Raw genomic sequence first — 6,045 nt, forward strand, 5'->3', positions numbered from 1 at the left:
TTCGCCAGCTTAAAACGCTACCGAGATCCTAAGATCAACCAGAGATCAACCAGAGATCAAATTACAGGATGCTTCCACACTCTTGAAAAAGGCATATCGTTAAACGATATGCCTTTTTTGTTTTATAAGAGGTTTGATATGCACTGACAAGTGCCGTGATGGTCGCCTTGGCGGGCAAGATTGTCTTGCAGTATGTTTCAGCAACTTTGCTTTGGCATCGCCTAGTTGACCAATGCCAAAGCAAATATCCAAACCGCCACCCGATTGCGATTGATTCGATAGCCTAAATACACTTTGCGGGTTTGGGTAAACCCGCAATTTTAGTGGCTTGTTTCGCTGGGCCGTTCGGGAAGAGGGTGTAAAGATATTTAGAATTGCCTTTATCAGGCCCTAAGCGTTGACCGATGGCTTTTACCAAAACCCGGATCGCGGGGCTGGTTTTGTATTCTAAATAAAAATCGCGCACAAAATGTATCACTTCCCAATGGGCTGGCGTGAGTTCAATGTGTTCTTCTTCGGCCAACAAGGGGGCTAGGGACGGTTGCCAATCGGCAATGTTTTTTAAGTAACCTTGATGGTCTCGCTCGATGTCGATGCCATTAAAATGTAACCTATTCACCATGTTATCACCTTGTCATAGGCCAACGTTTGCGCCACAAACTCTTGATCATCAATTTGATGGATGTGAGCTAAACGCTCGCTCAGACCTCGTGCAAGCACATCATCCTTTAATACCATCAACTTAAAGGGGGCTAAAGCCATGGCCCATTGCCGCAGAAGTAGGGCGTTTACCCCATCGCTGGATAATACGATGCCATCATCCTTACAGGCATAACGTAGGCACAATTTTAGGGCATTATCTCGCGCGGGAGATATATGAATGTGGTGTAAAATCATTAAAATACGATGACCTCATCGACAGACTTGATATGGGCAGCAATGCTGTCATCATTTACCGCCGTCACTGGGATGGTCAGCAATCCTGGGGTTAAGCCATAGTCGGCAAGAGATTGCTTGCATACCAATACGACATCAATGTCGTAAAGTGGCAATGCCTTAAACGTGGCGATGTAATCCTTCGCTCCGATAAGTTCTGGTTGCTGATCCTTCACTAAGTGCAAGATGCCCTCGTCTACAAAGAGTAAACTGACCTCTTGTTCAAAACTGGCGCTCAGCAGGGCTAAATCTAAGCCTTCGCGGCCTTTGGTTGTTCCATGGGGTGCGCTTCGGAACAATATACAGATTTTTTTCATAAGATTTCCGAAGATTAAAAACAGATGGTGCGATCTGCGCTTTCCATCCCTGTCACAAATTCCCCTAAACCACCCATGGTAAAGGCGTTGCTCACATTCCAGTGATGCAGGGCGTGCTCCCGGGCTTCATGCTCACTAATGATCCCGCGGCGCAGGGCGGCGGAGACACAATTGACCAACGGAATTTGATATTGTTCGGCCAATAGCTTCCATTGTTGGATCACGTCAAATTCATCGGATGCGGGTAACGCAAACTCGCTAGTGTTATACACGCCATCTTGATAAAAAAACACGCAGACCACTTGATGGCCACCGTTGAGGGCGGCCTTTGTGAAACGCAGAGCACTAACCGATGCCGATGTGCCATAGGCGGGTCCGCTGACTTGAATAATAAATTTGCTCATTATAATAAAAATGGCCCTAAAAGTAGGGCCATTTTAGCGTAAGTTTCCCTAAAATGGGATCAGTCATCGTTGCCGATGCCCAGTAAATGCAAGATGGCGATAAATAGGTTTAGAAAATCCAAGTACAGTGCAATCGTGGCGCGGATATAATTGGTTTCCCCGCCATTCACGATACGGCTAGTATCAAACAGAATAAATCCGGTCATCAGTAAGGCTAGGCCCGCATTAATCGCCATAAAGGCAACGCTATTACCTACAAAGATGTTAATGACGGCAGCGGCGATCACTACGATCAAGCCCGCAAACAAGAAACCACGAAGAAATGAAAAGTCTTTTTTAGTGGTGAGGGCATAGGCTGACAGTGCAATAAAAATCACAGAGGTTAATCCCAAGGCCTGCATGATAAGTTCTGAGCCATTGGTCATACCCGCGTAATGGTTGAGAATATAGCCAAGAGATGCGCCCTCCATTCCGGTAAAGGCAAACACCCAGAAGATCCCCGCGGCAGAGTCGGCTTTACGTAAGGTAACAAACAGTAAGACTAAGCCCCCAATTGACAACCCTAATGACATTAACGGACTGATATTTAGCGCCATAGCCAAGCCTGCACACAACGCAGAAAAGCCTAATGTCATGGCTAAGAGTAAATAGGTATTTTTAAGAAGCTTGTTCACTTCAAGTGTCGAAGCGCTCGTTGAGTAGAGTGTTTGCTGAGTCATGTTGTTCTCCATTGACACATGTCTTAACCTAACATTTGGATTTTTGACAGAAACATTAGTTCCTGCAGCGGCGACAAAATTAATAATATAACTGAGTTAATCATACGCGAGTTCCCGCAAGGGGAAAAGCGCATCGCTATTGGGGTCATCAACGGGTAATCGGGTGTTTTAACAAAATCATTCAATAGGATAAATCCTGTTTTTTGCTTCCAATAATGGTATCGCTCATCATGGCACGATAACCTTGCATCATAGTCACCGTTTTTGGGCGTGCCGATAACTCAGGGAGGCTTAGCTCGGCCTCCACGATGGCATACTCAGCTGAACTCCTTTAAGCCAACCATTCTCGGTGGAGTTTGTCGGTATCCCCCAAATAATCCAATACCCAGGTGAGGGCAGGTGACATTTTGTCGGCATTCCAGGCTAAACAACAGGGGCTGATTGGCTTTGGATTTTCAAGTTGTTTTTCCACTAAGGCGCCCGATTTAATAAAAACGCTGGCTAAATGGACGGGCATATAGCCGACACCTAAGCCTTCTCTAAAACAATTGATGGCGCGGATCCAATCGGGAACGACCAAGCGGCGCTGATTTTCAAGTAACCATGTCATGCGTTTGGGGATTTCCCTCGAAGTGTCCTCTAAACAAATCGATGGAAAAGGCCGTAGTTCATCGTCGGTTAATGGCCGATCAATGTGCGCTAGGGGATGATGCTTACTGACTAAAAATGCCCATTCAATATCCCCCATATCTTTAAAGTGATAAACGCCCCCGACGGGAATTGCCGTGGTCGCCCCAATGGCAATGTCGCTCCGGCCTGTGGCGAGCGCTTCCCATACACCGTTAAAAACTTCGATACGGATAATCAATTCAATATCTTGAAAATGGCGATAAAAATCGGCAATCAACACACTGATCCTATCGGCTCTGACGATGTTATCTAAGGCTATCGACAAGGTGGGTTGCCAACCATTCGCGACCCGTTGCGTTTCACGCTTCATGTCATCCATTTGTGTGAGTAAGCTGCGGGCTTGTTTGACAAAATGTGCTCCCGCAGCGGTTAAGGTTACACTTCGATGGTGCCGTTCAAATAAAATCACCCCTAGCTCTTCTTCTATTTGTTTAACGGCATAACTGACCGCCGAAGGCACTTTGTGTAGGCGATTTGCCGCAGCGGTGAAGCTACCGACGCGGGCGACAATATCAATGAGTTCTAACGCTTGTTCCGAGAGCATAGTTGTTGATATCCATTCATATGAAAAATATTGATGACACATATCAAAAATAAACGTTTCCAATCATATTCACAAGTGTTTAGACTGCGCCCCCTAGCTCTTCTGACATGAAAAATTTATGAAAACGACTAGTAATACCGCTGTAAATATCAAATTCTTTGTATTTTTGTTTTATTTAGCGATGCTAAGCATGTTGGGCTTTATTGCTACCGACATGTATTTGCCTGCCTTCAAAGCGATTGAAGGTTCATTTTCAAGCTCGCCCTCACAGGTTGCAATGTCATTAACCTGTTTTTTAGCCGGGCTTGCACTTGGGCAACTGCTCTATGGTCCATTAGTGAATAAGATCGGCAAGCGCTACGCATTGATCGTAGGGCTGATTATTTTTGCCTTGGCGAGTCTATTTATTGCCAATAGCGACTCGATCCTCATGCTCAATACGGCGCGATTCTTCCAAGCGATTGGCGCTTGTAGTGCTGGGGTTATCTGGCAAGCCATTGTGGTCGAACAATACGATGCTGATAAAGCTCAAGGCATTTTTAGCAATATTATGCCGCTGGTCGCTCTGTCACCGGCATTGGCTCCGATCCTTGGTGCTTATATTCTCAATGGCTTTGGTTGGCGTGCCATTTTTATCACGTTATGTGTGATTGCATTTTTACTGATCTTAATGACACTGTATTTTGTGCCCAGCAAAGCTCAACAGCAACACAGTGAGCAGTCTTCGGTATCCTATTTTCAAATATTGAAAAATACCCGTTACTTAGGCAACGTGATCATTTTTGGTGCCTGCTCAGGAGCATTTTTTGCTTATTTGACGGTTTGGCCTATCGTGATGGAACAACATGGTTATCAAGCCACTGAGATCGGACTGAGCTTCATTCCCCAAACTATCATGTTTATTGTGGGGGGATATGCAAGTAAGTTATTGATTAAACGCCTCGGTGCCGATATCACGTTAAATGTATTACTAACGATTTTTACTCTTTGCGTAACATCTATCGTTTTGGCGACCTTGGTATTTAACGCGGATACCATTTTCCCATTGTTGATTTCGTTTTCAATTTTAGCGGCAGCCAATGGGGCAATTTACCCGATTGTCGTGAATGGCGCATTGCAGCAATTTAGCCAAAATGCAGCGAAAGCCGCCGGCTTACAAAACTTTTTACAGATAAGCATTGCCTTTGGCGCCTCAAGTGTCGTGGCCTTATGGGCAAGCGCTGGGGAAGTGGCGATAGGTTGGGGCATTCTGTGCTGTGCGATCATGGTCGTTTTAGGTTACCTCATCAAAAGCCGGGCACAATCAAGCAAGTGAAGCAAAATTCATCAGATTGACGACAATACAAGCACTTAACACTGAATTGCAAGTTAATGCTTTACAGGGAGCATACTAACTTATATTATGCGCCTCGTTCGGAGGGGTGGCAGAGTGGTTTAATGCACCGGTCTTGAAAACCGGCGTGGGTTTATAGCCCACCCAGGGTTCAAATCCCTGCTCCTCCGCCATATTCAGTCAAAAAGGCCGCTAAGCAATTAGCGGCCTTTTTGCATTGGCGCTGCACCAAAAGGGCACTGCAACCTATAGCGCAGTAGTGGTGTAGTAGAGCAACCATTTTCACACCCAATTCACCTTGTGAACGTCCTCAGCCGTCATCTTGGAATCGAATCATCTTCAAATTAATGGGTTAATCACGCGAAGCGTTGTGGGCGAGGGCGGAGCATACTACGACATACTACGATAGGTCATCGCGACGGTTTGACGGTTTAAAGAAGAAGGGGAGAGATATTCGGGATTGATTGAGTCAACAACTAGGCCAAACACCTGAACCAAGATGAATTGCAGAGCCGAGATGGTCGATAAAAGGGCAAGCGCAGTGGAACGGTGATTTCCCTAGGGTTTACAACGCTCGTCATGTGAATCGAGTGGCAACAGGGGTTAAGCGGCCGTCAAACACGCCTAGATAATGGGCAAGTTTATGTCATCTCATATAACCCAAATCGTCGCTGATTTTATTGCCGATAAATACCATTATCGGCATTTGCGTTTAAGTATTATCATATAAGAAACTCTTATAATTCATAGGCTATATGCAATTACCACCCGTTATTCCTTTATTTGATTCAATTGAATTCATACATGAGGGCAATAGTATTGTTAATCAATATATTACCCAAATAAGTCTACAAAATGTTGCCGATGCCGGTTTGGTCATGGAACATGCAACGGATTGGTTATTTGAACAAAAGCAGAGTGAAAATAACTATAAAACCTACCGCAGTGAGTTAACGACATTTCTACATTGGTGCTTTGATGTTGTGGCGATGTCGCCAATGGCGGTGATGCGCAAAGATATGAGTCGCTATGTTGATTATTGCCTTAATCCACCAGTGGATTTGATTGGATATTTCAACGTAGCGCAATTTAAACAGGATAA

At 45.1% G+C, this 6,045-nt stretch carries 7 protein-coding genes, 1 tRNA gene and 1 pseudogene; 3 read left to right on the forward strand and 6 right to left on the reverse strand.

Annotated features, from left to right (window positions below):
- Window positions 1–283: 283 nt before the first annotated feature.
- The 6 genes from ACRCZA_RS08850 to punR form a co-directional block, all read right to left on the reverse strand.
- Entirely contained in the window at window positions 284–622 is a 339-nt protein-coding gene (locus tag ACRCZA_RS08850; RefSeq protein WP_438674088.1) for a TusE/DsrC/DsvC family sulfur relay protein, read from the reverse strand.
- Window positions 616–897, reverse strand: coding sequence for a sulfurtransferase complex subunit TusB (tusB, locus tag ACRCZA_RS08855; RefSeq protein ID WP_438674089.1), 282 nt, complete (start codon window positions 895–897; stop codon window positions 616–618). Before tusB ends, ACRCZA_RS08850 begins: the two co-directional genes overlap by 7 nt.
- Complete coding sequence (gene tusC / locus ACRCZA_RS08860; protein ID WP_438674090.1) at window positions 897–1,253, reverse strand: sulfurtransferase complex subunit TusC; 357 nt, start codon at window positions 1,251–1,253, stop codon at window positions 897–899. Before tusC ends, tusB begins: the two co-directional genes overlap by 1 nt.
- A 14-nt stretch (window positions 1,254–1,267) precedes the next feature.
- A complete protein-coding gene (tusD, locus tag ACRCZA_RS08865) occupies window positions 1,268–1,657 on the reverse strand; it encodes a sulfurtransferase complex subunit TusD (protein WP_438674091.1) in 390 nt (129 codons plus the stop codon).
- Between the two features lie 59 nt (window positions 1,658–1,716).
- On the reverse strand, window positions 1,717–2,376 hold the full coding sequence (locus ACRCZA_RS08870) for a Bax inhibitor-1/YccA family protein (RefSeq protein WP_438674092.1): 660 nt from the start codon (window positions 2,374–2,376) through the stop codon (window positions 1,717–1,719).
- Window positions 2,377–2,707: 331 nt separating this feature from the next.
- The gene (gene punR, locus ACRCZA_RS08875) at window positions 2,708–3,610 is read right to left on the reverse strand and encodes a DNA-binding transcriptional activator PunR (RefSeq protein WP_438674093.1); all 903 of its coding nucleotides are present in this window, start codon (window positions 3,608–3,610) and stop codon (window positions 2,708–2,710) included.
- Window positions 3,611–3,728: 118 nt separating this feature from the next.
- On the opposite strand from punR, the gene punC reads away from it, so the two are divergent.
- From punC to ACRCZA_RS08890, 3 genes and pseudogenes are all read left to right on the forward strand, one after another.
- Window positions 3,729–4,925, forward strand: coding sequence for a purine nucleoside transporter PunC (gene punC / locus ACRCZA_RS08880; RefSeq protein WP_438674094.1), 1,197 nt, complete (start codon window positions 3,729–3,731; stop codon window positions 4,923–4,925).
- 100 nt (window positions 4,926–5,025) lie between these two features.
- Window positions 5,026–5,116: transfer RNA gene (locus tag ACRCZA_RS08885), tRNA-Ser, on the forward strand.
- A gap of 582 nt (window positions 5,117–5,698) precedes the next feature.
- A pseudogene (locus ACRCZA_RS08890) lies at window positions 5,699–6,045 on the forward strand (site-specific integrase); the annotation flags it as partial.

It is taken from the genome of Shewanella sp. (assembly GCF_051658185.1).
GTDB lineage: Bacteria > Pseudomonadota > Gammaproteobacteria > Enterobacterales > Shewanellaceae > Shewanella.